The organism is Chloroflexota bacterium, from assembly GCA_009840625.1.
Taxonomy (GTDB): Bacteria; Chloroflexota; UBA11872; order UBA11872; family VXNJ01; genus VXNJ01.
This window is the reverse complement of the sequence record VXNJ01000001.1, coordinates 613,085-639,467: the sequence shown is the minus strand read 5'-3', so window position 1 is coordinate 639,467 and position 26,383 is coordinate 613,085. Positions and strand designations below refer to the sequence as shown.

Here is a 26,383-nt window from a genome sequence, read left to right as displayed (position 1 = left end):
TCCCAATGCCGAATATTTCCGTCCGCGATGTGCCCGAGGCGGTGCACCTGGCTTTGAAGGCAGAAGCGCGCCGCAACCGGCGCAGCCTCAATCGCGAAATCCTGAATCGGCTGGAGGACTCGCTGGCGCGCGAGCCCCGCGACGCCGAGGCGCTGCTTGAGCGAATCCGTTTGCGCAAGCGCGTGATCGGGCCCATCGCGGCCGGTCCGGAGATCGTGCGGGAGTTGCTGGACGCCGGCCGACGATGATCGTTGTCGATGCCAACGTGGTTATTGATCTGCTGCTCGACGTGGATTCGGGGCGTGACTCTGAAGAATTGTTCACGAGGGATCCGGACTGGGTGGCTCCGCGACTGTTATCCAGTGAGTTGAACAACGTTCTGGTCGGATTCGCGCGGCGGAATCTGCTGGAACCCGCAGCGGCTGCAGAGGTTATCGGCGATGCCGAAGCGATATTTGACGGCCGTCTGGTTGAGGTGTCTGCGTCCGCCGCGATGGCCGCCGCGCTTGAATCGGGACTGAGTGCTTACGACGCCGAATACGTGGTCGCGGCGCGCGCGCTGGGAGTGCGGCTAGCGACTCGGGACGGAAAGATTCTGCGAACCGCGCCCGACGTCGCGGTTGCGCCCGCGGCGGCCTGATCGGGGTTTCGAAACCGGGTAGAACGTCACAGGGGACGATTCGATCAGACCTCAAACCGGTTCATTGCGCTGAAGCCGGGGCGCTCGCCCTTCAATCCAGGGCGGTATCCAGGATCGCGTCGCGATCGGCTCGCCGCGCTGAATTGAGGGCTTCGGCCAGCGATTCGTCGTGCAGGGCCAGGATCTGGACGGCCAACAGGGCCGCGTTGTGGGCTCCGGCCTTCCCGATCGCCAGCGTGCCGACCGGGATCCCGCGCGGCATCTGCACCGTTGAGAGAAGCGAGTCGAGTCCGTCCAGGGCCCAACCCGGCATGGGGACTCCCAGCACCGGACGGACGGTCTGCGCGGCCACCGCGCCGGCCAGATGGGCCGCCCCGCCGGCAGCGGCAATGAAAACCTGCACCCCGCGCCGTTCGCAGGACCGTATCCATTCAACCGTGTCGTCCGGGGTTCGGTGAGCGGAAAGGACGCGCGCCTCGAAGGCGATTCCGAATTTCTCCAGCTGCTGGGCAGCGCTCTGCATGACCGGCCAATCGGACTTGGACCCGAAGACCACGCCAACCTGAAGAGTTTTTTGCTCGGACATCTACTGACCTTGTGCTAGTGAGAATCCGGGATTTCCGTCATAGGTGTAAAGGTTCGCCGCCGAGACGAAATCGATGCCGGCGGCGCCCAGGCGGGCGAGCAGCTGGGCTATTTCTTCGTGCGAGGCGGGATCGCGCTCAAAGCGGCAGCGCCAGTGTTCGGAGACTATGGCGTCGCTCGAATCACCCGGCCAGACCTTCAGGCCGCGGTTATCGATAACCGTCAGTTCGAATCCCTGGCCGAGCGGCTTTACCCTGCCGGCCAGCTCGCTCGGCGCGGCGCCATCCCAGTCGACGAAGACATCGACTCCGACTATCTTTTTGGCTGGCCGAGTTACTGCCGTGGCCGCGGCCACGGCGCCCTCCTCGGGATCTCCGAATTTGGAAGGACCGAACCGCTGCGGACGGCTACCGATCCGCTCGATGACCGCATCGGCGAATTCGCGGGTGCCGACCTTGCGCGAACTGTGCTCCTTCGAGTACATGTCGTAGGTGTGCACGCCGTCCTCGATGGTCGCCAGCCAGGCGTCGCGAACCCTTGCCGCCACCTGCCCCTGGCCGATGTGGACCAGCATCAGGATCGCGCCGTGCAGCAACCCCGAAGGGTTGGCCAGATTCTGTCCGGCGCGGCGCGGTGCAGATCCGTGGATCGCCTCGAACATGGCGCATTCGGCCCCCACGTTGGCCGATCCGCCCAGACCGACGCTGCCGGCTATCTGGGCCGCGATGTCGGAGAGGATGTCGCCGTAAAGGTTCGGGGTAACGATCACGTCGAATACTTCGGGCGTGTCGGCCAGCTTGGCCATGCCTATGTCGACTATCCAGTGTTCGTTCTCGAACTCCGGGTATTCGGCGGCCACTTCGTCGAACACGCGATGGAAGAGGCCGTCGGACATCTTCATGATGTTGTCTTTGGTAAAGCAGGTCACCTTGCTGCGCCCGAACCGCCGGGCATATTCGAACGCGTAACGGCAGATTCGTTCGGACCCGGAGCGCGAGATCAGCTTCAGGGACTGCGTCACGCCGGCGGTGGGTCGATGTTCAATTCCGGCGTAGAGATCCTCCTCGTTCTCGCGGACGATCACCACGTCCATGCCGGGATGCTTGGTTGCGACGAAGGGGTCGTAGGCGACGGCCGGGCGGACGTTTGCGTAAAGACCGAGGGCTTTGCGGATCGTGACGTTCATGCTCTTGAAGCCGCCGCCCTGCGGAGTGGTTATCGGGGCTTTCAGGAAGACCTTGGTGCGCCGCAACGATTCCCACGATCCGTCCTCGATTCCGGCGGTGAATCCGCGCAGGTAAACCGGCTCGCCGACAACGATCTCTTCAATCTCGAGCCGGGCGCCGGCGGCATCTAATATGCGAAGCGTTGCGTCCATGATTTCGGGGCCGATACCGTCCCCGTGGGCAACCGTTATCGGGACGTTGGATGACAAGCGCGGCTCCGTTGGGTCTAGTCGCTGGGATCAGGGTTTATGGGCGGAGCTTGTCCACGGGCGCGCCGCCAATGCATGGTCCGGGTGGACAGGCGCCCGGTCCAAAAGAGGAATAGCGCCAGCCCCGCGACCAATCCGATCGCGACTGCGATCCATTGCGCCTGGGAAAAGGGGCCGTAAAGCTCGTCCTGGCGCAGGAAAGTAATCAGGAATCGGAATAGCGAATAGGAAAACGCATAGAGTGCGAAGACCCGCCCGGACCCGCCCCAGCGGCTGATCGCAAATATCAGGACCGCCAGGATGAGGACGTCGGCGAGCAATTCATAGAGATGGGCCGGGTGGGCCGGGAACGTCGCGCCGGTCGCGTCGCGGGCGGCCAGGGTGGCCGGATTGGTGTAAAGAAAAGCCCAGGGTAGATCGGACGCGACGCGGGTGTGCTCGCCGTTGACCACGTTGGCCAGACGGCCGATGGCCTGGCCCAGGATCAGGCCCAGCGCGCCGACGTCGGCCACGGCCGGGATGTAGATCCCGTGTCGCCAGGCGGCGATCGCGCCCCCGGCCACCCCGCCGATGATTCCGCCCCAGATCGCGCCCCCGCCGCGCCAAATCTGCGGCGCCAATAGGGGGTCGGAAGCGTAGATCTCCGGCCATTTGTCGATCACGTGCAGCGCCCGGGTGCCCACGATTCCGGCGATGATCGCCCACAGCGCGATCGCGTCGACGTCGTCGACCGTGATCCCAACCGCGTGAGCGTAACGACGACAAATCCACCAACCGGCGGCAATTCCGGCCACGACGATCGGTCCGTAAAACCGCAGCGTAACCGGCCCCACCTCCAGGTAGGGACTCAATGGGATCTCGATCAAACCGAAGATAAAGCGGTGTTCTCCCGCGTGCGCATGATGGCGGGTGCCTTGCGGGCCGTCGCAGGGACTATGGCCCGCACAGATTTTGCCCAATGACAGCTCCCGGCGGGCGTCGATCTCCGGTCTCCGCGTAACCGGTCAATTCGACGAACCCTCGCCCCACCGGCTGGCCGGCCTGCCGGGCTTGGACCGATCCCTCCCAGTAGATCGTGCCGGTGCTGGCGCTCGTGTCCAGCTCCTGGTCCGGGATGGTCGGAATCAGATCCAGGTTCAATCCCGCCGAAGGGACTCTCAGGTTCCAGCGGGCCGGGTAATCGGCGCCCGAACGCGGGCTGCGCCAGTCCGCCAGAACCTGGATTTCGATCGCCGTCGCGTCCAGATGCGCGGCGGCGCCCGTGCCGCCGACCAAGGTGCCATAGACCGTCGTCTCATCCCCGTCGGCGTCACGCAGGACCGTCGCCATCAATTCGCGGCCGTCGTCCAGCTGCAGCGAAAACCAGTCCCAGCCACCTTGCCCGGTCACCAGGAAATCGCCCCACTGGTGGTCGAACCAGGCTTGCCCGGTTACGCTGCGTTCGGCCCCGCCGAGGGTGAGCTTCCCTTCGACCGCAAGCCGGGTATGCGAGTAGTAATACGACCATCCGGCGGCGCCGAAGTCGATTACGCCTCCCTCACCGTGCAGCACCGGCGGCTTGGTCGGCCGCAGCATCAGATCGAAGCCGAATAAGTCGTCGCCGGCCGCGATCGAGAAATCGTTCTCCCCTACTCCGAGGGTCCACCCGCCCACGCAGAGCCAGTCGCCGCGGTTGGCGGCGCCGTGCACGTTCGAGGTCCGCTCCGCGTAGCGGAAGCTGCCCGGGTTCGGGTCTGAGATCGCAACGTGGGCGGCGAAGCTGGAGCCCAGGTTTTGGCGGTTGGCGGCGAAGATCACGAATTCGAACCCGAACCAGGTTCCTTCGCGGTCCTGCAGATGGCCCGTGAAGTACCACCATTCGGACAGGTCCTGATGGGACCGATGGTCGCGCGGCAGTTCGATCGGCGGGAGGCCGGGTATTTCCACTGGCGCCGGCGCGGCCGGGTCGGGCAGCGGGGTAAGGGATTGGGCGCAGCCGGCCAGCAGCAGGCCGATTATTAATCCCGGCAGGGCGTTTGGCGGCGCGGCCCTCATCGGGGCTGCAAACGATACGCCCGAACGGGCATCCACCAGTTCCAGGCACCGGCCAACTTCATTGCCGCCGGCGCCAGCAGCGAGCGAACTATCGCCGCGTCGGTGGCTATCGCGATCGCTCCGGCGACTCCCAGCGCCTTAACGGTCACCACCTCGGCGCTGGCGAAGGCCAGGCCAACCACGATCACAACCAGCGCCCCGGAGGTGATCACCCGCCCGGAGGCCTGCAACCCGTTGGCGACCGCCGCCTCAACGTTGCCTGATTCGAGCCAGTTTTCCTGCACCTGGGCCAGCAGGAACACCTCATAGTCCATGCTGAGGCCAAACAGCATCGCAAACAGGATCACCGGCAGGGTGGCATCGATGTAGCCGAGCGGCTCGAACCCCAGCAGCGGCGCAAGCCAGCCGAATTGGAAGATGAGCACTACCGCGCCAAAGCTGGTCGTTAGCGAGAGCAGGTTGAGCGCGACCGCTTTGAGCGGCAGTATCAGCGAATGGAACATGCCCGCCAGCAGGACCAGAGTGGCCAGCAGGATGACCCCGATCACAATCGGAAAGGTCCCGTAAACGGCGTCGACGAAATCCGTGTAGTTGGCCGACCCGCCGCCCAGCTGTCCCTGCAACTCCAGGCCGGCAACCCGGTCCCGGATCGCATAGACCAGTTCGCGGCCGGCGGCGCTATTGCCGGCAACTGAAGGCGTGATTCCAATCAACGCCAGGTTGCCGCTGGTGGAAACCTGGGCAGCGGCGCGGGCGATCGGATCGGATGCGGCGGGACCGTCGGAGTAAAGCAGGCGATATTGATCCAGGGTTATGCGCGGATCGATGCTCACGATCCCGCTGGTTTTCGCCACCCGCGGGTCGGCTTCGAGCGATCGGACCAGCCGCAGCTGCTTTTCGAGGGCGGCGTCGCTGAAGGGGCCGTCTTCGAATTCCAAGACTAGAAAGAGCTGCGCCAGCTGGCCGGGACCGTATTCGGATTCGAGCAGCTCGAACGCCTGCCGGGCATCGGCGCGCTGGGGCAGGACGCGCGCGTCGGGAAGGGTGATGCGAGCTTCGGAGAGCGGTATCACGAATGCCAGTAGGACCATTGCAACCGGCACGAAGACCCTTATCGGGTGCTTCATGACCGCGCGGGCGGTGCGGGCCCAGAATCGGCCCCCGCCGAATAGACGCGGCAGGATCCGGAAACGGTTGATCGACGGCCCCAATATCGCCAGAACCGCCGGGGCCAGCGTCAACGCGCAAAGCGCCGCGACGGCGGTCACCATGGCGCCGACGATTCCGATCGAGCGCAGGAACTGGAATTCGAACATCGTCAAAGCGGTCAGGCCGATGATGACCGCCGTCGCCGAGAAGGCGATCGTCTTGCCCATCGAGGCGCTGGTCGCCACGACCGCCGCCCGGGGGCCGGCGCGGCGCAATTCGCGCCGGTACCGTGAGACCAGGAAGAGCGAATAGTCCACGCCCAGACCGAGTCCCAGCAGGGTGGCGATGTTGAGCGCGAAGATGGAAATCTCGACCGCGCCGGCAACCATCCAGACAAGTGCCAGGCCCACCCCCACCGAAATCGCGCCCATGACCAGCGGCAGGGCGGCGGCGGTCAGGCTTCCGAATACCGCCAGCAGGACCAGCAGCAGAAACGGAACCCCGAGCAATTCGGCCCGTTGCAAATCGGACTTGGTGAACTGCTCGATATCGTGGTAGTAGGCGGCCGGACCGGCCAGTCGCACCTCCAGCCAGGAACCGGCAATGGCGGTATTGACCGGCCCCGTCAGCGCGTGGGCCCGGGCGGTCTGCAAATCGGTGGTCACGTGCAGGAAGACGGTCTTCCCCGAATCGGCGCGCTGGAAGCCGGCCTCGCCCAAGGCCTGGACCGCGGCGACGCCCTCGACCGCCAGGACCGCGGTGCGCAGCCGCTCGATTTCGGCGAGGGCCGCGGGCGAATCGATTCGCCCATCGGAGTCGTGAATGATTAGCGTGAGCACCGGCAACGGCTGCTCGAACGCGGCGGCGTACCGCTCGTAGGCCTGTGCGGCTTCCAGGTCGGGGGAACTGAATCCCCCGGCTACGAGCCGTTCGGGTACCTGGACCGCAAAAACCGACCCGACTCCGGCCAGCAGCAACCAGCCGAAAACCACCGCCCAGCGCCACCGCACCACCACCCGGCCCAGGGATACAAACACTAGGCGCCATCGTCCGGGTTCGATCTAATTTTTTAATTATGGGTGTTTTTGGGCATCCTGATATTGCGGGCGAAGAAATGGAGTGCATGCCTTGACGCGCATCGCGATTGCCGGCGGTACCGGCATGCTGGGTCGGGAGGTTTCGGCGGTGCTGGAGGAAAAGGGCCACTCACTGGTGCTGCTTTCGCGCCGGGCTCAAATCGCCCCTGGCTACGAGCAGGTCGTCCAATGGGACCCGGTTACGAGGCCGGCGCCGGCCGAGGCCCTCTCCGGGGTCCAGGCCGTCATAAACCTGGCCGGTGAGCCCGTATCCGGACGCTGGACGTCGGCCAAGCGCGAACGCATCAGGACGAGCCGGGTTCGAGGAACGACGAATCTGGTGCGCGGCATGCTCGATGCTCGGCCGGGACCGCAACTGCTGATATCGACCAGCGCGATCGGGTACTACGGCCCGCGCGGCGACCAGGTCCTCAACGAACGCGCCTCGAGCGGCGACAGCTACCTGGCCCAGGTCGCCCGCGAGTGGGAAGCTGCGGCCGAGCAGTTCGCCACCGCCGGCAATCGCCTGGTTACCATGCGGCTCGGAATCGTCCTGGGCCACGGCGGGGCTCTAAAGCAAATGCTGCCGCTGGCGCGCCTCGGCCTCGGCGGACCGCTGGGCAGCGGCCGGCAATGGTGGTCATGGGTTCACATCGCCGATGTGTGTCGGTTTGTGGTCGGGGCAATTGAGGATCTCGAATGCACCGGAACCTACAACCTGACTGCCCCAGAACCGGTTCGGCAGAGGGAATTTGCGCAAACCCTGGGACGCGTTCTGGGTCGCCCAGCGGTTCTGCCGGCGCCGGCGTTCGGCCTGCGCCTATTGCTCGGCGGTTTCTCGACTGAACTGCTCGACAGCAAGCGGGTAATCCCGGAACGCCTCCAGAACTCCGGTTGGCGGTTCGCGCACCCCGATCTGTACACGGCACTCAAGGGCCTTATCCTGCGCAGGCGATCCGACGGGCCGCCTGCTAGCGTATGAAAAACATGGGCGCCCAAGGCCAGGGCGCGACTCCCTCCTGCCTGATTCCGGACCCAAATCTTGTCCAATTTCGCCGCCACTCTTAGCCGCTCGCGCGGACTGGTCTTGGCCGCCGTCGGGGTTGTTGCCGCCGCCGCAATCGTGCTGATCGGCATCGGCATCGGCGCCCAGCAAGCGGAAGTCGCCGCTCCCGAACCGGCGGGCGCTCCGCCGCCGCCGATTACGGTCACCCTCCAGGATCGGGGTCCCGCGCCCGAGTTTTCGGGTATCGGAGCCTGGATGAATGGCGAGAAAACAACGATCGCGGGCCTGCGCGGCCAGGTTGTCCTGATCGACTTTTGGACACTGGGCTGCATCAATTGCCGCCGCACCCTTCCCTATGTGCGGCAGTGGCACGACCGCTACGCGGCCCACGGGCTCAAGGTAATCGGCGTGCACACGCCGGAATTTGCCTACGAAAAGGACCAGGAGCGGGTCCGCCAGGCGATGGCCGAATTGGGCGTGACCTGGACAGTTGCGATCGACAACCAAAAAGGCACATGGTACGCCTGGCGCAACCGCTGGTGGCCGCGCAAGTACCTGATTGACGCCGCCGGCACCCTGCGCTACGACCGCATCGGCGAGGGCGCCTACGAGCAGACCGAGCATGCGATCCGGCTTCTCCTGGAGGAGAACGGCGCCGACCTGAGCGCCGTGCCATTCGGCGCTCGTCTCTAGGCGGTGGCGCTCAGCCGGTCCGGCTCGGGCGGACCCGGGCCGGTCGGTAGGGGTCGTCTTTGGTCAGCGGGTCGCTGGCCAGGAAGGCCGGCAGATTTCGCCAGGATTGGGCGGCGAACTGGGCGTCGCGCAGATCATCGCCCAGCAGCTGCAACCTGACCGGGTCGGGCTCGCCGGGATGGAATTCGAGCACCGCCGCCTGAAAGTACTGACGGATGAATCCGGGATCTCCGATCGCCAGGACCGCGCCCGCCTGCCGGTCGACCCGGGCCTCGGTCTTGGGCAGGCCGAATGACTGCACTCCGCCAAGCCGGTTGAAGAAGTCGGCGAACCCGGTGACCGTCCCGTCAACGGCCCGGTTTGAGACCCGGCGGCCCCAAGGCTCAAACACCTGCCCGGGATGCGGGTTGGTCGGCGCGTACTCGACTCCCAAGTCGGTGCTGCCGCCTTCGCCGCCGCCGAAGTAGTCCCAGGCCAGCCGCCGTTCGACCAACCAGCCGGCGCCGACCGAGTGGAAGTCGACCACGCCGCGCTGGTAGTACTGGCTGAGGGCCCCGGGTTCTACGATCAGGACCTCCGAAACCGGATAGCCCCAGCGTTCCAATCCGCCGGTTGCCTCGAAATGGGCGCGGAAATCGGCGACCGCGGTACCCCCGCCGGGGAGCTCCACGTCGAGCACCGGAACGTTGTGGGCCAGGACGTCGTGTGCCTCGACGGCCAGATGCAGGTTGTCGAGCACGGTTATCTTGCCGAATGCCGGTTCAGGCGGCTGCGGAGGCGCCGGAGCCACGTAATTTGCCGCGTCCCTGATGCGCACGGTCACGAAATCGATGATCGGGGTGAACCGCCCGAAACCGGGGGTCGCGCGATCGATCATCAGCAGGACGAATGCCTCGTCATCGCCATCCGAAACCCGCTCCTCGGGAACGTCCAGGGCGACCAGGCGGGCGCTGCCAAACGGCACGTCGACGTTGATCGGCCGCGGCAGGTCGCTGGCTTCGGCGCCATGGCCGCGGTTCTCGGACTTGAGCAGCAGTCGGGCCACCACCCCGGCCGCTTCGCGGTCCTGATGTTGCAGGCCGACGGCCAGCGGGCGACCCTCATCGGCGTAGTAGACCGGATTGTCGAACCCGGTGACCGCGCGCGAATCCGGGTCCAGGATTACCTCCACACCGGGAACGATCTGCTGTCGCCAGAGCGCCGGCAGGTTCGATAGACCGAACCCTTCCCCTTCGGCGCCCGGATTGTCTCGGACGTCAACCACGAGCGTTCTTGCCGGACCGATCTCGCCCAGCAGGTCCGGCGGCAATGCGGTCAGACCGGCATTGCTCAAATCCAGCCGACGCAGGTGCGGCAACTGCGAAAAATCTGCCGCGTTGATGTCGGCCACGTCCGCATGGCCGGAAAGATCGATCTCGGTGACGTGAGCCAGTTGCGCTATGCTCACCTCCTCGCAGGCCCTTTTCCGCGGCAGCCAGGATTCGATCTGGGTGCGGACCGCCGGATGGCGCTGGCAGAGCGAATGCCGAGGGGCGTCGTTGTCGCGCACCAGAAGCGTCGAATAGTCGATATCGCCGTCGTTTATGTCGGGCCGCGGGGCGGTCCCCTGACAACCCGGAATCAGGTCGAGCAGCAGTTCCAGTTCATAGTCGGGTTCGATTTCAGCGTTATCGGGCAAGCTGATCACCAGCCCGAACACCGACCGGATGCGATCCGAGGCGTTGATTCGCAGGCGCCATTGGCGGTGTCCCTCGAGAGTTATCTGCAAGCAAACGTCAATCGCCTCGTCGCCGACTTCCACGCCGGCCCCGGGCGGAATCGAGGCGAATTCAAACTCGATCAAGGGGCGCGAGCCTTCCGGCGCCGAATACCCCGAACTTCCGAATCCGACCCGGGTTCCGGTGCCGCCGTCGAACACCAGCAACAACCCTTCCGGCAACTCTGAGATGTCCACGTCGTCGGGCCCCAACGGGTTTCCGGAAAAACGCAGGCGGTCGATGTGACCGGCCGCAAAGTGGTAACTGATCAGCGCCTCGAGTGAATCGTCGCGCCAGCTGAACTGTTCCAAGTCCAGATTCGAGAAGTCGAGGGTGGCCGGGCGTCGGCCCGGGGTCCGGTCCAATTCGCGGGCCAGCTGGGCCAGCTTGGTGCCGGGGCGCAGCGCCGGATCTCGATCGGCCTCGTAATTGACGTAGAACTCATCGCAATCGTTGTAGTCGAGGTCGCCATCCGAATCTATGAGTCCGGCCACGGTGGGCGAAATGGTCGGCAGCAGGCCTTCGTAGAGCCGCTCAAATGCCTGGAAATGGTTGGGGTCAAGGAAGTGGCAGAGGTTGTAGTTGCCGTCACCGGCCAATTCGCCGGTGGCCGGCCGCGGTGCAAGCGCCAGGACGCTGGCGGCGATCGCCAGCCCCAACAGGAAATTGACGTGCCGGCGCCGCGCGCCTTGGGCGATGGCCTGGACGCCCGAACCGACTGGGGCGGTTATGCCAGCGGTCCTGCGGCCACGCCCAGGCCGGCGGCGGCGTCGCGGATGTTGGCCGCCGTGGCGTCGGCGATTTCTATTCCGGCCGCGCGGTTGTTGGCGCGGTTCATGCATTCCGGTTCGCCGGGCACCAGGACTTGATCGAATCCACCCGCCGGGGGCGTACCGTGCATCCGCGCGACCAGTTGGCGGACCCCTTCTCCGTAGGTTTCGGCACCGACCAGGGCCCCGGGATCGACGGCGATGATGCTGCCGCCCATCAGCAGGCCCGATGCCGACGCGTAGGTGCCGGTCACGGCTGAACCCAGCGCTTCGACCAGAAGCGCCAGTCCGTAGCCCTTGTGGGCGGCCGCTGGCACCATCATCCCGCCGGCGTAGAAGTCGGCTGGATTGGTCGACGGATTGCCGTCTTTGTCAAGGATCTGACCGGGTGGCAGCTGGGCCCCTTTGTCGCGGGCGACCCTGACCTTGCCTTCGGCGGTCGAGGTGGTCGCGAAATCCATGACGATCGCGGGTCCCGCCGGGTTGGGGACTCCGGCCGAAATCGGGTTGGTTGACAGCGCGCGCGCCGCGCCGCCGAACGGCGCCCCGGCCCCGGCCCCGGCGCCGCCGCCCACTGCCATGATGGCCAACACCCCTTCCGCGACGGCCATTTCCGACCACTGGCCGACCCGACCCAGATGGTTTACCTCGCACAAGCCGACCAGGGCGACTCCGGCGGACTTCGCCTTGGCGATCGCGATCTCGGTCGCGTATTTGCCGGTGAAGTGCCCGAATCCCTTGTTGCCACTGATGAGGGCGGTCGTGCCCGACTCCTTGAGCAATTCCGGCCGACCGTCCGGCACAATTCGCCCGGCCTCGATCATCTCAAGGTATGACGGGATCCGGATTACGCCGTGCGATGGGTGGCCGGACAAGTCGGCCAGGACCAGCGAATAAGCCATGAAATCGGCTATGTCGGCCGGGGTTCCGGCGCTGGCAAAGATCGACCGGGTCAGTTCCTGGATCGCGTCAGGGGCGTAGCGGGGCATGGAAGATGCCGAGTCCTGGGTCTGGTTCAGGCAAGTAAACGATCTGCGGCCGGAGCGGCGCGCGGTTGACTCAACCGCGGCCCAGCATGAACTTGAGATCTTCGCTCATCATATCCATGCTCCAGGGTGGGTCCCAGACGATTTCAATGTTCACCTCGTCGACCTTTTCCATCTCCTCGACCGAGCGTTGGGTTTCGGAGATCAGTTGCGGCCCGTAGGGGCACATCGGCGAAGTCAGGGTCATTTCGATATCGACCTTGCCCGCGTCGGGCTTGACCTCGTAGACCAGACCCAGATTCCAAATGTCCAGGTGCAGTTCAGGATCAAGCACGCCCTCCAGAACCGCGATCACATCATCGCGCGATACGGTCTGCTCGGACATTTGGGGCCCCTCCGTGGCGGCGTCTGCAGATGCTGAGTCCATTATCGCCGCCGAAGATCGGAACGGGCGGCGGAAAACACCGAACGGCTTGCAAACAAACAGGCGGCCAGATTATAATCAGCAAGCTGATGCGGCATCTGGTATTTGATCCTTCGAGACGGGGATTCTGCGCCCTTTTTGCAGCCCGTGATTTCGGGCTCGTATATACGCCTACTCGCCGCGCCGGCTTCCGCAAACCCCAAGAGAGAAAGCCGCCAGAACTTCTTGTCGCCGACCGCAACTAACCGCAACAAGTACACCGCCGCCCAGATCCGGGCCCTCAAGGGGCTGGAGCCGGTCCGCCAGCGCCCCGCCATGTACATCGGCGACACGTCTCTGACCGGACTGCACCATTGCGTGTACGAGGTGGTCGACAACAGCGTCGACGAGGTCATGGCCGGGCACGGCAACGCGATTTCGGTGGACCTGACCGCCGACGGGTACTGCGAGGTTGCCGACAACGGTCGCGGCATTCCGGTGGACCGGCACCGCGACGAAGGCGTCTCGGCCTTGGAAGTGGTAATGACCAACCTGCACGCCGGGGGCAAATTCGACGCCGACGCCTACAAGGTCTCCGGCGGACTGCACGGTGTCGGGGTTTCGGTCGTGAACGCCCTCTCCGAGCATCTCGAGGTCCGAGTTTCGCGCAACCGGCGCGAGTACTTTCAGGAGTACTTCCGCGGCATCCCGAAGTATCGCGTGCGCCCGCGCGGGAAGATCCAGGACAAAAACGTCACGGGAACCCGCGTCCGATTCAAGCCCGACGGCGAGATATTCTGCGACGAATCCGGCGACCCGATCGGTTTTGAATTCGACATCCTGGCCGAACGCCTGCGCCAGCTGGCGTTCCTGGTGCCAGGGATGGAAGTGAACCTGACCGATCAGCGCAGCGGGCGCCACGCGACCTTTTACTTCCAGGGCGGCATCAGGTCCTACGTCGCCAGGACCGCGCGGAGACTGAAGCCGGTCATCTCCGATCCGATCTTTCTGAGCGATTCGATCAACGACGTGCGCGTCGAGGTCGCGCTCCAGTACACCCGCGCCGCGCGCGAGCAGGTGACCGCGTTCGCCAACACCGTCCACACCATTGACGGTGGAACCCACCTGTCCGGCTTCCGCTCCGCGCTTACAAGCTGCATAAACCGACAGGGCCGCGAGATGGGGCTGCTCAAAGAGAACGATTCCAACCTCACCGGCGACGATGTGCGCGAAGGACTGGTCGCCGCAATTTCCGTCTTCCTGCCCGAGCCGCAGTTTGAATCCCAAACCAAGGTCCGGCTCAACAACCCCGAGGTTGCCGGGCTGGTGCAGTCGGTGACCAATGCGGCGCTCGCCCAGCACCTGCACGAGAACCCCTCAGACGCCCGCGCGATCGTCGTGCGCAGCATTGAGTCGGCGAGGGCCCGGGTTGCCGCCCAGCGGGCGCGCGACATGGTGCGCCGCAAGGGCGCGTTCGACTCGCTGGCTTTGTCGGGGAAACTGGCCGATTGCCAGGACCGCGATCCCTCGCGGACGGAACTCTTTATCGTCGAGGGCGATTCGGCCGGCGGCAACGCCAAGCAGGGCCGCGACCGGATTTTTCAGGCGGTGCTGCCGTTGCGCGGCAAGATCCTCAACGTCGAGAAGGCGCGCATCGACAAGATGCTCGAAAACCAGGCGATCTGTGACCTAATCGCGGCGATCGGGACCGGCGTGGGCGAGTCTTACGACGCCTCCAAACTGCGCTACCACCGGGTCATCATCATGACCGACGCCGATGTAGACGGCGCCCACATCCGGAGCCTGCTGCTCACGTTCTTCTTCCGGTACATGCCGCAGCTGATCGAAGACGGCCACCTGTTCATCGCCCTGCCGCCGCTGTTTCGAGTAACCCGCGGCCGCAAGACTCGCTACGTCTACAGCGAAGTCGAACGCGACGCGGTGATCGAGGAATTCGGCGGGAAAGTGACTCTTCAGCGCTACAAGGGGCTCGGCGAAATGAACCCCGATCAGCTCTGGGACACCACCATCAACCCGGTCGGACGGACCCTGCTCAAGGTCCGCACCCAGGACTTCGACCTGGCCGAAGACCTGGTTTCGCGATTGATGGGCCCCGAAGTTGCCCCGCGCCAGGAATACATCCTCGAACACGCCCGCGAGGTTCGAAACCTGGACGTCTGAATCCCAATCCAGACACAAAACCGGAACGGCAATGTCCGAGCAGCGACCGCGGGTCATCTTCGACGTCATGGGCGGCGATCATGCGCCCGGACCGATGGTCGTCGGAGCTCTGCGGGCGGCCCGCGATTACGGCATATCCAGCCTGCTTGTTGGTGACCGGGCCGCGATCGAACCGCATTTGGCCGAAGGCGGTCAGGAACGCGACCTGATCGAGGTCGCCCATGCCGGCGCGGTAATTGGCATGGACGAACATCCGGCCGAGGCGGTCAGGAACAGGCCCGATTCCTCCCTGGTGCGGTCGATCGAGTTGCTGCGCGACGGCGCCGGCGGATCCACGGTTTCGCTTGGCAACAGCGGCGCGATCATGGCGGCCGCAGTGCTGCGGCTGCGTCGCCTGCCCGGGGTGCGCCGCCCGGTAATTGCCTCGCTGCTGCGATTGCCAGGCGGGGCGACGGTCTGGATGGACATAGGCGCCAATGCTGACTGCGACGCGGATCATCTCTGCCAGTTCGCCCAAATGGGTGAGATTTATGCTCGGTCCGAGCTGAGAATCGAACGACCTACGGTGGGGCTGCTGAACATGGGCCACGAAGAGGGCAAGGGTCCGCAGGTGGTCAGGGACGCGGCGGCGATGATTGCCGCCAGGGGGTTAAATTTCGTCGGCAACGTCGAGCCCCAGATGATGCTGCGGGCCGAAGTCGACGTCGTCGTTGCCGACGGGTTCACGATGAATATTGCGGTCAAGACCCTCGAAGCGTTGGCCGACATGATCTTCGGCACCGTGCGCGACTATGCCCGTTCCTCGCTGCGGGGTCGGCTTGGCGGGATGCTGCTACGACCGGCTTTCGCCGGCCTTCGCTCGCAAGTTGACTACCGCGAGATCGGAGCCGCCCCGCTGCTCGGGGTCAACGGACTGGTCCTCATCGGTCACGGTCGCTCCCGCGAGCGCGCCGTGGTCGGCGCCATCCGCCAAGCCGACAGGCTGACCAGGGTCGACGCGGTTTCCCAGTTGGCGCGTGCCTTTGCCCCCTGATCCGGGTGCCCCGCGAATCGCGGTAATCGGCTGCGGCTACGTCGGCCTGGTTTCGGGAGCATGCTTTGCCGAGCTCGGCAGCCGTGTGCACTGCCTGGACATCGACCGCGCAAAGATCGCCCAACTGTGCGCCGGCGAGGTGCCTATCTACGAGCCAGGACTGGAAGAACTGGTCCGGCGCAACCGGGAGGCGGGCCGACTGGAATTCGGCGATTCGTTCGCCGTTGCAGTGCCGAACGCCGACTTCGTCGTGATTGCGGTAAACACGCCGGTCGGCGACTTTGGGCGGGCCGACCTTTCCGCGATCGAGAAGGTTGCCCGTTCGATCGCCGAACACGTCCGCCCCGGGACGGTGGTCGTGGACAAGAGCACGGTCCCGGTTGGCACGGCCGAGGTCGTCCAGCAGCTGATCGCCCGGCACGTGGACTTCCCGGTACCGGTGGTCGCCAATCCGGAGTTTCTGCGCGAGGGATCGGCGGTCGACGATTTCCTGCATCCCGACCGGGTCGTGCTTGGCACCGCCGACGAAGCGGCCGGTGACGCGGTGCAGGGCCTGTACGCCGGGATAGCGTGCCCGGTGGTGCGCACCGACCTGCGCAGCGCCGAAATGATCAAGTACGCCTCCAACGCGTACCTGGCCGCCCGGATTTCATTCATCAACGAAATCGCGGCAATCTGCGAGCGGCTGGGCGCCGACGTGACCACCGTGTCCAGAGGCATGGGGCTCGACCAGCGGATCGGATCGCGCTATCTGCAGGCCGGAATCGGGTGGGGAGGAAGTTGTCTCGGCAAGGACGTTCTCGCGCTGGAGCACATGGCGGCGGTCGCCGGTTCGCACCCGCAGCTTTTGCGGGTGGTGCTGGAAATCAACCGCGACGCCCGCCTCGGGGTGGTGCGCCGGCTGCGCGACTTGCTGGGCGACGTGCGGGGCCGCAAAGTTGCGCTCCTGGGTCTTGCCTTCAAGCCGCAGACCGACGACATCCGCGACGCTCCGGCGCTGGAAATCGCGCGCTTGCTGCTCGCCGACGGCGCCGAAGTGAGCGCCTGCGACCCGATGGCTGCCCGGCGGGCCGCCGCCGCGGAGCCCCGGGCACAGGTCTCCGACGATCCCTTGGCCGCGTTGACCGGGGCCGACGCCGCCGTGCTCTGCACGGAATGGCCCCAGTTCGTGGAGCTGGACTGGGAAGTTGCGGCGGCCAGGATGCGGGGGCGGATTGTCATCGACGGCCGCAACGCCCTTGACGGCAAGAGCCTGCGCCGGCTCGGGTTCTTGTACGCGGGCGTTGGTCTTCCGGGCCCGGAAGCGGCCGCCGACGCGGTTTCAAGCGCGTGATCTCGAACCGGGCGATTGCCGCCCATCTGGAGCGCATCGCCCAGGCAATCGATCTGGCTGACCCGGATTCGGGGCGCTCGCGGACCTACGGTGCGGCGGCGCGCCGCATCGAATCGTCCAAACGGGATTTCGCTGCCTTGGCCCAGGCCCGCGAACTCACCGGCGTGCCCGGCATCGGTCCCTCGTTGGCGCGAACGATTGGTGAGTTTGTCAGCAGCGGTTCCAGCAGGCGCTTGGACGAATTGCTCCAGCAGATCCCGCCCGGGGCATGGCAACTGCTTTCGGTCCGCGGCCTGGGAGCACGCACGGTGGGCCGGATCGTGCGGGACCTTGGAGTTTCCGATCTGGATTCCCTGCGGGCGGCGGGATCCGACGGTCGACTCAGTCAGCTGCCCGGCATCGGAAGTCGCAAGGTGGCGCAGATCCTGGCCGAAATCGAGCGGATCGCTGCCACCCGCGGGTTGTTCTCGCTCGGGCACGCGCTGGCCACGGCGCACCTGGAAGCCGCCCGGCTCGGGAATATCGATGGAGTCAGCGCGGTGCGCTTGGCCGGTGCCGCGCGAAGGGCGTGCGAGACGATGTCGGGCGTCGACCTGGTGGTCGCGGTGCGCGATCCATCGCGCCCCGCGTTGGCCGCCCTTGGCGGGGAATCGCTCGTCCAGCTTGACCCGGATGAATTGCAGGAACCAATTCCAGTCCGGATCCGGGTATCGGCTGAAGAGTCGCTTGGCTCGGCGTTGGTGCTGGCGACCGGCTCAGACGAACACATTGCCCGGTTAACCGACCTGGCGCGGCGGCGTGGCATCGAACTCGACTCGCCCCAGACCACTTTTGGAACCGAAGCCGAGCTTTATCGGGCGGTCGGCCTGGACCTGATTCCGCCCGAACTTCGCGAGGGGCGGGAAGAGATTGAACTGGCCCGGCGCGGGCAGTTGCCGCGCCTGCTGGAGCACCGCGACCTGGGCTGCGATTTGCATGCCCACAGCGACTGGAGCGATGGTCAGGACAGCATCGCGGCAATGGCCGAGGCGGCCCACCGGGCCGGCCTGCGGCAACTCGTGATCAGCGACCATTCCCAGTCGCTGGCGGTGGCCAACGGACTTTCCCCGGAGCGGGTGGCAGCCCAACGCGACGAGATTGCGGCACAGGCGCGGCAATGGGGGGAACTGTCTCTCCTGCATGGCACCGAAAGCGAGATCCGCGTCGACGGATCGCTTGATTTCGAGCCCGAGGTGCTGGCGAGTCTCGACTGGGTAGTCGCATCAGTGCACGCCGGACTGGGCCAGTCGCGATCGGCGATGACCGAACGCATATTGACCGCGATCTCCAATCCGGCGACCTGCGCGATCGGTCATCCGACCGGCAGGATCGTGCTTGGTCGTGAGGGGTTCGATTTTGATCACGATGTGGTCTTTGCGGCCGCCGCCGAAACGGGTGTCGCGCTCGAAATCAACTCGCAGCCCGGCCGGCTCGACCTATCGGCCGACCTCGCGCGCCGCGCAGCCCGCGCCGGCGCCGTATTGACCGTCAACAGCGACGCTCATGCGGCCGCCCAATTGGCAAATACACAGCTGGGGGCGATGATCGCGCGGCGGGCCGGCCTGACCTGCGCGCAGGTGATTAATGCTTGGGAGTGGGAGCAGATCGCGGAGCGCCGGGCGCGTCGCCTCGCCGGAGCTTGAGGTCGCCCGCCGCTTTCCTCCGCCCCCCGTCCCGGGAGAACTGCTTCTCAACCGGATCGCGCAGCGAATGGCGCAGGAACTCGGATATCTTGGCCAGGTATTCGTCGCGCAGGATATGAAAGCCTTCGACGTGCTCGGCTTCGTCGATGACCCAGAGGTGCTTTTCGGCGCTGGTAGCGGCCTCGAACAACTTGCGGGTGCTCTCGGCGCTCACGATTGAGTCCTGCCCGCTCTGGACGACCATCAGCGGGCGTGAATGCAGCGAAGCGACCAAGTCGACCGGCCGGATGTGGTCCATCCGGTGTCCGACCAGTCGCTGACCCAGCCAGACTACCGGACCCACGAACAGCCAGGGCGGAAGCCCTGTTATTCGTTTGAATGCCCGGGCCACGTTCTCGCGCAGGGTTGCAAATGGACTGTCGGCGATAACCGCCTCCAGCCGCTCGTCCAACGCGGCGGCCATGATCGCCACCGAGCCGCCCATTGAATTCCCCCAAACCGCCAACCGGCCCAGCTCCACTTGGTCTGCGGCCCAGTCCACGACGCCAAGGAGGTCCAGCATTTCCCGGTAACCCATCGTGGTGGTGCTGCCCTCGCTCTCGCCGTGGCCGGAGAAGTCAAACAGTACGACGCCATATCCGAGCTTGAGCAGCTCGACGCAGCGGCCGACCATTTCCTTGTGGTTGGTCCAAACCCCGTGACAGAGGATTACCGACGCCGGATGGTGTTTGGGCCGGGCGATCCATGCCTTGAGCGTCATGCCGGTCCGGCTTTCGATCTGTACAGGTTCGAGTCCCAGCACCGAGGGGTCGAAATCGGGCGCATAGCCCTTGGGCGTGTGGCGTGGGTTCGGGTGGGTCAGGTACCAGGCGGTACGAAAGACCAGCAGCGTCCAGAGGCCGGCCAAGCCGATCGGTATCAGCAAAAGCAAAAGCAGCCAGGGATTCACTTACGAATCGCCTCCTTGGCGGGCCGCTCCAGCAAGCTGGCTCACGAATTCTTCCGCGCGGGCCAGGCGTAATGGGCGATCGGCCAGGCCGCAGATTTTCACGAACGCCGAGCCAACGATCGCCCCGTCGGCCAGCCCGTGCAGCCCGAGGACGTGCTCGGGGCTGGATATGCCGAACCCGACCGCCAGCGGGCGGTCGGTCAGCGAGCGCGTGCGGCGCAGAAACGTCGCCAGTCCCACGCCCATATTTTGCCGAGCGCCGGTCACGCCGGTGAGCGAGACGACATAAATGAACCCCGACTCGTTCGCCAGCACCCGGACGGCGCGTTCGGGATCGGTGGTCGGGGCAAGGAACTGAACGAGCGCAACGCCGCGGCCGGCCAGCGCTTGCGCCAGCGGCCCGGACTCTTCGGGCGGCAGATCAACGGCGATCGCCGCGTCCACCCCGGATTCCGCGATCGCGGCGGCCAGGGGATCGATTCCGTAGGCCAGGAACGGATTGGCGTAACCCATTAGGATCAGGCCGGCATCGGTTTCGGCGCGCAGGCGGGCCGTGAATTCCAGGCAATCGCCCAGGTTTACGCCGTTTTCGAGCGCGACCTGGGACGAGTGCTGGATGGTGGGACCTTCGGCGATCGGGTCGGAAAACGGAATGCCCAGTTCGAGCACGTCGGCGCCGCCGGCCAGGGCGGCGCGGGCCAGTTCCCAGGACTCTTCGAGCGACGGATACCCGATGGTGAGGAATATGTTCAGCGCCAATTCGCCGCGGCTGCGGGTTCGCCGGTAAATCCGCTCGAGGCGCGCCGTCATTTGCCGGCAAGCCCATGCTCGGCGATGGTCTCCATGTCCTTGTCACCGCGCCCGGATAGGTTGACCACGACCGATTGGTCTTTGCGCATGCCGCCGGCCAGTTCGAGCGCGAAAGCCACCGCGTGCGCCGATTCGAGCGCCGGAATTATGCCCTCGGTGCGGGCCAGGGCGGTGACCGCTTCGAGCGCCTGCCGATCGGTGATCGAGGCGTACTGCGCACGACCGCTGCTGGCAAGGTGGGAGTGCTCGGGCCCCACGCCCGGATAGTCCAGGCCGGCCGAAATGCTGTGGGCCGGGAGCACCTGGCCCCACCGGTCCTGCAGGACCATCGTGCGCGTTCCGTGCAAGACGCCTTCCTTGCCGGCGCCGATCGTTGCCGCGTGCGAGCCGCTGGCCAATCCGTGACCGGCCGCTTCAACGCCGTGCAGGGCGACCGCGGAATCGTCCAGGAACTCGTAGAACAGCCCCATCGCGTTGGAACCCCCGCCAACGCAAGCGACCAGGGCATCGGGGGTACCCCCGACCAACCGGTTGAATTGCTCCCGGGTTTCGCGTCCGATCACCGCCTGGAAATCCCGGATCATCATCGGGTAGGGATGCGGCCCGGCGACCGACCCGAGCAGGTAGTAGGTGTCGGCGACATTGGTGACCCAATCGCGTATGGCCTCGTTGATCGCGTCCTTCAGGGTTCGGGAACCGGACTCCACCGGGACGACTTCGGCGCCGAGGACCTGCATCCGCACCACGTTCAGGTGTTGACGCTCAATGTCCAGGCTGCCCATGTAGACCACGCATTTCTGGTCCAGCAGGGCGCAAACCGTCGCCGAAGCCACGCCGTGCTGCCCGGCGCCGGTCTCGGCGACCACCCGGTCCTTACCCATGCGTCGGGCCAGCAGACCCTGGCCGATGGCGGCGTTTATCTTGTGGGCACCGGTATGGGCCAGGTCCTCGCGCTTGAGATAGATGCGCGCGCCGCCGGCCAGAGCGCTCAGGCGGGACGCCTCGTAAAGCGGAGTGGGTCGCCCGACGTATTCACGAAGGTATGTGGCCAATTCTTTAGCGAACGCCGCGTCGGCGCGAATCGCGCGATAGGCGTCATCCAGTTCGTGCACCGCCGGCATAAGCGTCTCGGGCATGAACATGCCGCCCCAGGGACCGAAATGCCCGCTGGCGTCCGGCAGTTCGCGCAATCGCCGCGAAGGAGCGGTCATGAAAGCTCCGCCGCCCGCTTGGCGCGCTCAACGAACGCGGCGATTTTGCGGCGGTCTTTCCGCCCTTCGGTTTCGACGCCGGAGGACACGTCGACCCCCCAAGGCCGCAAGCGGATCACGGTTGCGGCGACGTTTTCCGGGTCCAGCCCCCCGGAGAGAAGGTAATTGCGTCGGCCGACCAGCCGCGGCGCCTGGGTCCAGTCCCATGCCTTGCCGGATCCGCCGCCGGCGGGCGAATCGACGTGGACCAAGGCGGCATCGATCGCCCCGAGATCCGGTTCGAGGCCGCCCGAACCGACTCGGAAAGTCGGAATCACGCGCTCGGCCAGTTCCCTGGGCGGAGGTTTCCCCAGGTCGTGCACCTGGATGTAATCGGCGCCGGTCTGGTCGAGGGCGCCGGCCATCTCGGCCGCGTCGGCCGCCACCATCACCGCAACCGACTTGGCGTTCGGCGCGGCGGCGAATATCTCTCGCGCCCGCTGCGGCGAGACCTGGCGACGCGATCGGGCCAGAATGGCGCCGATGAAGTCGGCGCCTGCGGCGGAGGCGGCGGCCGCGTCGGCGGGATTCGATATTCCGCAGATCTTCACCCGCGGCGAAGGGGCCTTGATCAAAGCCCGCATCCGGTCCACGTCGCCGCTGTGACGGGCCAGGGTTTCGCCTATCAACACGGCATCGGCACCGGCGGCGGCCAGCCGCGCCAGATCGTATTTGTCCTTGACCCCGCTTTCGGCAACCAGTACCGCCTGACCGCCGATTTGGGGGGCCAGCCGTTCGGTGGTCGCCAGATCGGTTCGGAAGGTTTGCAGATCTCGGTTGTTGATCCCGATCAACGTCGCGCCGGCCGCCAGCGCGCGGTCCAGCTCGGACTGATCGTGGACCTCCACCAGAGCGTCCATGCCCAGTTCGCCGGCCACCCCGAGCAGCGGCTCGGGATCCTCGATCGCGGCCATGATCACCAGTACCGCGTCGGCGCCCAGCGCGCGCGCTTCATGAACCTGCCAGGGGTCGATGACAAAGTCCTTGCGCAGGACCGGAAGCCGGCAGGCCGCCCGGGCCCGAATCAGGTCCTCATCGCTTCCGGCGAAGAACTTCTCGTCGGTTAACACGGAAAGTGCCGCCGCGCCGGCCAACTGATAGTTGGCGGCAACCGCGCTCGGGTCCAGGTCCGCGATCCGGCCGGCGGATGGTGAGGCGCGCTTTAGTTCGGCTATGACCGCCAGTCCGGGCCCGGACAACGCTTTCGCAAAACCGCGCGGCGCCGCCGCCGCCAGCGCTCGCCGGCGGATCTGAGCCAGCGAAACCTGGGCTGCGCGCTGCCCAAGTTCGGCGCGCTTGTGGGCGAGGATATTTCGCAATACGCTCATGGTTTGGGATTTGATCCGGTTATTTGTCGCGCGGTATTGGCTCAGACCGCATGGGTTGCAGCCGTGAAATCGGCCAGCTTGCGGCGGGCGTCGCCCGAATCGAGGGTTGCCCTGGCCAGCGCGACACCGTCCCCAAGTTCGTTGGCCCTGCCGGCCACCAGCAGCGCCGCCGCGGCGTTGAGCAGCATGAAGTCCCGCGGCGGTCCGGACTCGCCGGCAAAGACCGCGCGGATGATCTCCGCGTTTTCAACCGGGTCGCCGCCGGCGACTTCTGCCAGCGGTCGTTCTTTGAGGTCGAAATCAGACGGTCTGACTTGGAACTGTTCGATGCGCTCGCCCCGAACCGAAAACACCCGCGTCGGGCCGGCGATGGAAATCTCGTCCAGGCCTTCCAGCCCGTGCACTACCAGCGCCCGGCGGGTTCCCAGTCGGGCCAGCGCCCCGGCAACCAGATCCAGCAACTCGGGCCGGGCGACGCCCAGCAGCTGGCGCCGCGCGCCGGCCGGGTTGGTCAGCGGCCCGAGGATGTTGAAAACCGTCGGGATCCCGATCTGCGCCCGCAGCGGGCCCGCGTGGCGCATTGCCGGATGAAACGATTGGGCGAAAAGGAACCCGATCCCGACCCGGCTTATGCAATCGCCGACCTGTCGCGGCGTCAGGTCGATCCGGGCACCGAGGGCTTCGAGGACGTCGGCCGAACCCGATCGCGAGGAGGCGGCGCGGTTGCCGTGCTTGGCGACTACCGCGCCGGCGGCCGCGGCGATCAACGCCGCGGCGGTGGATACGTTGAACGTGTTCTTGCCGTCTCCGCCGGTACCGCAGGTATCGATGTGATCCTCGCCGGCGACCTCGAGCGCCAGCGCCGCCCGCCGCATGGCGCGGGCCAGTCCGGCCACTTCGTCGGCGGTCTCGCCCTTCATTCCCAGGCAGGCGACGAACGCGCCGAACTGCGCCGGTTCGAATTCACCGGACATGATCTGATCCATGACCGATTCGGCCTCATCGGCGGTCAGGTCTTGGCCCTGGTAGACCTTGGCCAGCATTTGGGCGATCATGCGCGCGGCCCGATCCGATAGAGCTCTAGAAAGTTGCGCAGAATGTCGTGCCCCTGCGGGGTGAGGATCGACTCGGGGTGAAACTGCACCCCATGCACGGGCCGGCTCCGGTGGCGGAGCCCCATGATTATCCCGTCATCGGTCTGCGCCGAAATCTGCAGCGAATCGGGCAGCGATTCGCGCTCGACGATCAGGGAGTGGTAGCGGGTGGCCTGGAATGGTTGCGGCAAATCCTTGAACTCGCCCGCGCCGTCGTGTTCGATCATCGAAGTCTTTCCGTGCATAAGCGACGGCGCGCGAATGACCCGCCCACCGAACACCTCGCCGATGCACTGATGCCCCAGGCAAACCCCCAGGGTTGGCAGGTCACGAGAGACTTCTTCGATCAGCTCCATGGAAACTCCGGCTTCATGCGGGGTGCAGGGTCCGGGTGAGACCACGACCGCCTCCGGCCCGAGTTTTCTGACCGTGGCGGTGTCGATCGCGTCGTTGCGGTAGACCTCGACCTCGCATCCGAGCTCGTAGAGGTACTGGACGAGGTTGTAGGTGAAGGAATCGTAGTTGTCGATCATCAGGATCATTTGCTTGCTCCGTGCGCGCGGTCAATCGCGGCCAGCAGCGCGGCGGCCTTGTTCATCGACTCGTTGAACTCGTATTCGGCTTCCGAATCGGCCACGATTCCGCCGCCGGCCTGGACGTACCCGATCCCGTCGCGGACGACCATCGTGCGAATGCCGATGGCGGTGTCCAGGTCGCCCGAATAGGCGAAATACCCCACCGCCCCGCCGTAAACTCCGCGCCGGGTGGGTTCAAGTTCGTCGATGATCTCCATCGCCCGGATCTTGGGCGCGCCGGAGAGCGTTCCGGCCGGAAAGCAGGACCGCAGCGCGTCAACCCCGCTTTTGGCCGGGGAAAGCGAACCGTCGACGTGCGAGACGATGTGCATAACGTGCGAGAACCGGTCGACTTCCAACAAACGGGTCACGGAAACGCTGCCGCCGACCGCCACACGGCCCAGGTCGTTGCGCGCCAGATCGACGAGCATCACGTGTTCGGCGACCTCTTTCTCGTCCTCCAACAGCTCCTCGGCGATCCGGTCGTCGCTGGCGCGGTCTTTGCCGCGCCAGCGGCTGCCGGCCACCGGAACGGTCCGCATCCTGGACCCGCGCACCCGCACCAGCATTTCTGGAGAGGCGCCGCAGACATGCATGTCGGGCAGCTGCAGGAAATACATATAAGGAGACGGGTTCAACTGCCGCAAATGACGGTAAACGGCGAACGGGTGAACCGCCAATCGCCGCTTGAGTCGCTGCGAGAGCACCACCTGGATGATGTCTCCGGCGGCGATGTATTCCTTGGCCTGGCGAACCATGGCCGCGAATTCGGCCTTGGACATGTTCGTCTCGACCGGACCGGCCGCGCCACAACCATGATCCAGCGAGGCCGGCCGGCTGCCTAGCCGCTCGGCCAATTGATCGAGGCGCTTCAGCGCTTCCTGGTAGGAGCGTTGCGGGTCATCGCTCGGGTGGGCCAGAGTCACCAGCTTCTGGGTTCGCGACACGTTGTCGAACATCACGAAGGTGTCGACAAACATGAGTTGAACGTCTGGCAGTCCTACGTCGTCGGCGCGGGTGTGCGGGAGTCGCTCAAAACTCTCGACCGCTTCGTAACCCAGGTAGCCGATGGCCCCACCCTGAAAAGCAGGCAGCTCCGGGAGGGACACGGCGTTGATTTTCGCGAGTTGACGAGCGACGACCCGCAGCGGGTCCCGGTAAGCGACCGTTTCGGTTCCACCGTCGGCGAAAGTAAACGTCGCCGTGCCGTCGCGCATCGCCACCAACATGTAGGGGTCCGACCCAACGAAGCTGTAGCGGCCGACGGATTCGTCCGGTTCGGCGCTCTCCAGCAAAAACGCGGGCCCGTCGCCGGCAAGCTTGAGGTAAGCCGAGACAGGCGTCTCCAGGTCGGAGAGCAACTCGCGGTAAACCGGGACGGCGCGGTTCTGGCGAAGGTGACCGATAACGGCCTCGACGGCGGGAGCGGTGCCGATCATCTGCACCGGGGTGGCCATTTGAAGTCCTTCTGGGCGGTTGCTTTGTGAATTGACCGCCGGGACGAATGGCTATATCAGCCACGCGCGGTGCCACCCAGCTTGGTCGGCCCGAATTGGCCGACCCTCTCTGATTCGGGTGCGGACGCTCGGCGGCGGCCTACCGCCGCTGAGGGTC

Annotated in this window: 23 protein-coding genes; 8 read left to right on the top strand and 15 right to left on the bottom strand. The window is 65.7% G+C overall.

All coding sequences use genetic code 11. The features are described 5' to 3' along the window. Window positions 1-5: 5 nt before the first annotated feature. Window positions 6-248 carry an Arc family DNA-binding protein gene (locus F4X41_02870; GenBank protein MYB15967.1) on the top strand — a complete coding sequence of 81 codons (243 nt, stop codon included), beginning with the start codon at window positions 6-8 and terminating at the stop codon, window positions 246-248. Continuing rightward, window positions 245-640: a type II toxin-antitoxin system VapC family toxin gene (locus F4X41_02865; GenBank protein ID MYB15966.1), complete on the top strand. Its 396-nt coding sequence runs from the start codon at window positions 245-247 to the stop codon at window positions 638-640. The genes F4X41_02870 and F4X41_02865 overlap by 4 nt, the downstream gene beginning before the upstream one ends. Window positions 641-731: 91 nt before the next feature. On the opposite strand, the gene purE is transcribed toward F4X41_02865, so the two are convergent. From purE to F4X41_02840, 5 genes are read right to left on the bottom strand one after another with little or no spacing between them, the layout of a single operon-like run. Continuing rightward, a complete protein-coding gene (gene purE, locus F4X41_02860; protein MYB15965.1) occupies window positions 732-1,226 on the bottom strand; it encodes a 5-(carboxyamino)imidazole ribonucleotide mutase in 495 nt (164 codons plus the stop codon). Further along, window positions 1,227-2,660, bottom strand: a complete 1,434-nt coding sequence (locus F4X41_02855; GenBank protein ID MYB15964.1) for an NADP-dependent isocitrate dehydrogenase — start codon at window positions 2,658-2,660, stop codon at window positions 1,227-1,229. Between the two features lie 17 nt (window positions 2,661-2,677). Next, window positions 2,678-3,643 carry a prolipoprotein diacylglyceryl transferase gene (gene lgt, locus F4X41_02850; protein MYB15963.1) on the bottom strand — a complete coding sequence of 322 codons (966 nt, stop codon included), beginning with the start codon at window positions 3,641-3,643 and terminating at the stop codon, window positions 2,678-2,680. Further along, complete coding sequence (locus F4X41_02845; GenBank protein ID MYB15962.1) at window positions 3,594-4,694, bottom strand: carotenoid 1,2-hydratase; 1,101 nt, start codon at window positions 4,692-4,694, stop codon at window positions 3,594-3,596. Before F4X41_02845 ends, lgt begins: the two co-directional genes overlap by 50 nt. Beyond that, window positions 4,691-6,880: an MMPL family transporter gene (locus F4X41_02840; protein MYB15961.1), complete on the bottom strand. Its 2,190-nt coding sequence runs from the start codon at window positions 6,878-6,880 to the stop codon at window positions 4,691-4,693. The genes F4X41_02845 and F4X41_02840 overlap by 4 nt, the downstream gene beginning before the upstream one ends. A gap of 91 nt (window positions 6,881-6,971) precedes the next feature. Between F4X41_02840 and F4X41_02835 the strand changes: the two genes are divergently transcribed. Both F4X41_02835 and F4X41_02830 read left to right on the top strand, forming a co-directional pair. Next, window positions 6,972-7,901, top strand: a complete 930-nt coding sequence (locus tag F4X41_02835; protein ID MYB15960.1) for a TIGR01777 family protein — start codon at window positions 6,972-6,974, stop codon at window positions 7,899-7,901. A gap of 57 nt (window positions 7,902-7,958) precedes the next feature. After that, window positions 7,959-8,618 (top strand): redoxin family protein, encoded by a 660-nt coding sequence (locus F4X41_02830; GenBank protein MYB15959.1) that lies wholly within the window; start codon window positions 7,959-7,961, stop codon window positions 8,616-8,618. Window positions 8,619-8,628: 10 nt separating this feature from the next. Here the strand turns inward: F4X41_02830 and F4X41_02825 are convergent, their stop codons facing one another. The 3 genes from F4X41_02825 to F4X41_02815 form a co-directional block, all read right to left on the bottom strand. Next, a complete protein-coding gene (locus F4X41_02825; GenBank protein MYB15958.1) occupies window positions 8,629-11,034 on the bottom strand; it encodes a hypothetical protein in 2,406 nt (801 codons plus the stop codon). 68 nt (window positions 11,035-11,102) lie between these two features. Then, window positions 11,103-12,134 carry an Ldh family oxidoreductase gene (locus F4X41_02820; protein ID MYB15957.1) on the bottom strand — a complete coding sequence of 344 codons (1,032 nt, stop codon included), beginning with the start codon at window positions 12,132-12,134 and terminating at the stop codon, window positions 11,103-11,105. Window positions 12,135-12,204: 70 nt separating this feature from the next. Next, window positions 12,205-12,516 carry a DUF59 domain-containing protein gene (locus tag F4X41_02815; protein MYB15956.1) on the bottom strand — a complete coding sequence of 104 codons (312 nt, stop codon included), beginning with the start codon at window positions 12,514-12,516 and terminating at the stop codon, window positions 12,205-12,207. A gap of 264 nt (window positions 12,517-12,780) precedes the next feature. Between F4X41_02815 and F4X41_02810 the strand changes: the two genes are divergently transcribed. The 4 genes from F4X41_02810 to F4X41_02795 are packed head-to-tail and all read left to right on the top strand — an operon-like array spanning window position 12,781 to window position 18,763. Further along, window positions 12,781-14,715 carry a DNA gyrase subunit B gene (locus F4X41_02810; GenBank protein ID MYB15955.1) on the top strand — a complete coding sequence of 645 codons (1,935 nt, stop codon included), beginning with the start codon at window positions 12,781-12,783 and terminating at the stop codon, window positions 14,713-14,715. Between the two features lie 31 nt (window positions 14,716-14,746). After that, window positions 14,747-15,748, top strand: coding sequence for a phosphate acyltransferase PlsX (plsX, locus tag F4X41_02805; GenBank protein MYB15954.1), 1,002 nt, complete (start codon window positions 14,747-14,749; stop codon window positions 15,746-15,748). Beyond that, the gene (locus F4X41_02800; protein MYB15953.1) at window positions 15,738-17,081 is read left to right on the top strand and encodes a UDP-glucose/GDP-mannose dehydrogenase family protein; all 1,344 of its coding nucleotides are present in this window, start codon (window positions 15,738-15,740) and stop codon (window positions 17,079-17,081) included. The genes plsX and F4X41_02800 overlap by 11 nt, the downstream gene beginning before the upstream one ends. Continuing rightward, complete coding sequence (locus F4X41_02795) at window positions 17,078-18,763, top strand: hypothetical protein (protein MYB15952.1); 1,686 nt, start codon at window positions 17,078-17,080, stop codon at window positions 18,761-18,763. The genes F4X41_02800 and F4X41_02795 overlap by 4 nt, the downstream gene beginning before the upstream one ends. On the opposite strand, the gene F4X41_02790 is transcribed toward F4X41_02795, so the two are convergent. Genes F4X41_02790 through trpE form a run of 7 tightly spaced genes read right to left on the bottom strand, consistent with a single transcriptional unit; the run spans window position 18,702 to window position 26,208 of the window. Beyond that, the gene (locus tag F4X41_02790; GenBank protein ID MYB15951.1) at window positions 18,702-19,712 is read right to left on the bottom strand and encodes an alpha/beta hydrolase; all 1,011 of its coding nucleotides are present in this window, start codon (window positions 19,710-19,712) and stop codon (window positions 18,702-18,704) included. The genes F4X41_02795 and F4X41_02790 overlap by 62 nt on opposite strands. Then, window positions 19,713-20,522, bottom strand: coding sequence for a tryptophan synthase subunit alpha (locus F4X41_02785; protein ID MYB15950.1), 810 nt, complete (start codon window positions 20,520-20,522; stop codon window positions 19,713-19,715). Further along, window positions 20,519-21,733 carry a tryptophan synthase subunit beta gene (trpB, locus tag F4X41_02780; GenBank protein MYB15949.1) on the bottom strand — a complete coding sequence of 405 codons (1,215 nt, stop codon included), beginning with the start codon at window positions 21,731-21,733 and terminating at the stop codon, window positions 20,519-20,521. Before trpB ends, F4X41_02785 begins: the two co-directional genes overlap by 4 nt. Then, window positions 21,730-23,100 (bottom strand): indole-3-glycerol phosphate synthase TrpC, encoded by a 1,371-nt coding sequence (gene trpC / locus F4X41_02775; protein ID MYB15948.1) that lies wholly within the window; start codon window positions 23,098-23,100, stop codon window positions 21,730-21,732. The genes trpB and trpC overlap by 4 nt, the downstream gene beginning before the upstream one ends. Window positions 23,101-23,141: 41 nt before the next feature. Next, entirely contained in the window at window positions 23,142-24,155 is a 1,014-nt protein-coding gene (gene trpD / locus F4X41_02770) for an anthranilate phosphoribosyltransferase (protein ID MYB15947.1), read from the bottom strand. Next, on the bottom strand, window positions 24,152-24,736 hold the full coding sequence (locus F4X41_02765; GenBank protein MYB15946.1) for an aminodeoxychorismate/anthranilate synthase component II: 585 nt from the start codon (window positions 24,734-24,736) through the stop codon (window positions 24,152-24,154). The genes trpD and F4X41_02765 overlap by 4 nt, the downstream gene beginning before the upstream one ends. Beyond that, the gene (gene trpE, locus F4X41_02760; GenBank protein ID MYB15945.1) at window positions 24,733-26,208 is read right to left on the bottom strand and encodes an anthranilate synthase component I; all 1,476 of its coding nucleotides are present in this window, start codon (window positions 26,206-26,208) and stop codon (window positions 24,733-24,735) included. Before trpE ends, F4X41_02765 begins: the two co-directional genes overlap by 4 nt. Between the last annotated feature and the right edge of the window lie 175 nt (window positions 26,209-26,383).

Bases quoted from the DNA above. Each gene is read 5' to 3' on its own strand.
- purE (MYB15965.1), bottom strand. From the start codon at position 1,226: ATGTCCGAGCAAAAAACTCTTCAGGTTGGCGTGGTCTTCGGGTCCAAG.
- F4X41_02815 (MYB15956.1), bottom strand. From the start codon at position 12,516: ATGTCCGAGCAGACCGTATCGCGCGATGATGTGATCGCGGTTCTGGAG.
- F4X41_02820 (MYB15957.1), bottom strand. From the start codon at position 12,134: ATGCCCCGCTACGCCCCTGACGCGATCCAGGAACTGACCCGGTCGATC.
- F4X41_02765 (MYB15946.1), bottom strand. From the start codon at position 24,736: ATGATCCTGATGATCGACAACTACGATTCCTTCACCTACAACCTCGTC.
- F4X41_02870 (MYB15967.1), top strand. From the start codon at position 6: ATGCCGAATATTTCCGTCCGCGATGTGCCCGAGGCGGTGCACCTGGCT.
- F4X41_02785 (MYB15950.1), bottom strand. From the start codon at position 20,522: ATGACGGCGCGCCTCGAGCGGATTTACCGGCGAACCCGCAGCCGCGGC.
- plsX (MYB15954.1), top strand. From the start codon at position 14,747: ATGTCCGAGCAGCGACCGCGGGTCATCTTCGACGTCATGGGCGGCGAT.
- trpC (MYB15948.1), bottom strand. From the start codon at position 23,100: ATGAGCGTATTGCGAAATATCCTCGCCCACAAGCGCGCCGAACTTGGG.
- trpB (MYB15949.1), bottom strand. From the start codon at position 21,733: ATGACCGCTCCTTCGCGGCGATTGCGCGAACTGCCGGACGCCAGCGGG.
- F4X41_02845 (MYB15962.1), bottom strand. From the start codon at position 4,694: ATGAGGGCCGCGCCGCCAAACGCCCTGCCGGGATTAATAATCGGCCTG.
- F4X41_02865 (MYB15966.1), top strand. From the start codon at position 245: ATGATCGTTGTCGATGCCAACGTGGTTATTGATCTGCTGCTCGACGTG.
- trpE (MYB15945.1), bottom strand. From the start codon at position 26,208: ATGATCGGCACCGCTCCCGCCGTCGAGGCCGTTATCGGTCACCTTCGC.
- trpD (MYB15947.1), bottom strand. From the start codon at position 24,155: ATGATCGCCCAAATGCTGGCCAAGGTCTACCAGGGCCAAGACCTGACC.